General features: G+C 65.6%; 1 protein-coding gene. It reads right to left on the bottom strand.

Translation table 11 applies throughout. The features are described 5' to 3' along the window. Positions 1-24 precede the first annotated feature (24 nt). Positions 25-1,654 (bottom strand): IS1182 family transposase (locus tag AB0H83_RS51815; protein WP_360111459.1); only part of this gene is annotated, 1,630 nt, incomplete at its 5' end.

Consider the following 1,654-nt stretch of genomic DNA (forward strand, 5'->3'; position numbering starts at 1 on the left):
GACTCCGCTGGCGAATTCTAGAGATTACGTGGTGGCGAGTGCGGCCAGGTGGGAGACGCGGTTGCGCCCCAAGGGTTTGCCTGCGAGCCATGCGTCGAGTCGGGTGAGGTTGATCGCGGTGGCGGTCAGGATGTGCTGCACGCGGGCCTTGGCGATTCCTCTGTAGCGGCATCTTCGTAAGCCGAAGGCGCGCACGGCCTGGGAGATGGTGCCTTCGATGCCTGATCTGGCCGCGTAGCGTTGGCGCCACCGTTCGGTCTGCTGTTCGGCTCGCAAGTCGCGCAGGAGTTCGTGTTGTTCTCGGGGTCGTAGAGTGATGGTGCGCGCGGCGGTCTTGGCGCGTGTGCAACGGGAGCGGACCGGACACGGCGTGCAGTCGGTCAGGCTGAAGGTGAACATCACGCGGGGTTTGCCGTGCCGGTCGGTGCCGGTGCCGGACCAGGTGTTGCGGTGTCCTTGCGGGCAGACCGCGGTCAGGGCGTCCCAGTCGATGGTGAACGCGTCGGTGTCGAAGGCGCCGGGATCCCTGCTCTGCCACTGGTTTCCTTGGCCGACCGGGCCGACCAGTTCGATGCTGTGTCGGGCTTGTGCATCCAGGACCGCATCGGCGGTGACGTAAGCAGAGTCGGCCAGATGCTCGACCGGAACCAGATCGCGTCGTGCCAACGATTCATGCACTCGCGTGGTGGTGTCGATGTCGGCCTCGGTGGCGGGCACGGTGTTCACGTACGTGATCAGATGCGGGCGTCCGTCGTCGCAGCCTTCGCTGAACTGAACCTTGTAGCCGTTCCAGCCGGCACCGCGTTTGACGCTGTAGCGCGCGTCCAGGTCATAGGGCGAGGTGATCGCGATCGCACCTGGCGGACGGCCGTGGATTTCCTTGTCCCGCAAGGTGATTCCGCTGTCGTCGTGGTAGTACTGCTGGACCCAGATCGCCCGCAGGCTCGCCACCGCCGGCAGTTCCTTCACGAATGCCGGCGCGTCGGTACGCCACGCTTGCGCCAGCACAGTGACGCCGTCGGCGCCGATGCGCCGGGCCAGTTCGAGGCGTTCGGTTTCGGATTTGGGCAGCCGGTAGGCGTCGACCCGGGCACCGTACTGGGTGAACCAGTCACTGGGTGCGAAGCTGCGCAGCCAGGACGGATCGGTCGCGGCGATGGCCTCCAACGCCGCGCGGAGTGTCTCGCCGACCAGCTCCAGTCGTTCCAGATCGCGGATCGCACCAAGCACATGGGTGGAATCGGTACGCGTACGCCCGCCCGCCGCAAGCAGGTCGGCCGCTCTGACCCGGTCGAGTACCGATTCGAACAGCAACGTCTCAGCAGAGCCGGATTCGACCAGACGGCCACGGAACTCCGTCAGGACTGAGGAGTCAAAGCCCTGATCGGTCAGCTCCAGACCCAGCAGATACTTCCAGTCGACCCGGCCACGAACCGCATCAGCGGCCTGGGCGTCGGTCAAGCCCTCGACGAATTGCAGGACACTGACCAACGCCAGCGTCCCAGGCGATTCGGCCGGCCGCCCCCGCCCTGAAAACAAACCAGCGAACGCCTCATCGGTGAACAGCGGACCAAGGACATCGCGCAGCCGCATACAGAAGGTCGTCTTCGGAAACGCTGCCCGCGCCACACGCTGGGTTTCCGTTGGTATGCCA

Source organism: Dactylosporangium sp. NPDC050688, from assembly GCF_040654515.1.
Lineage (GTDB): Bacteria > Actinomycetota > Actinomycetes > Mycobacteriales > Micromonosporaceae > Dactylosporangium.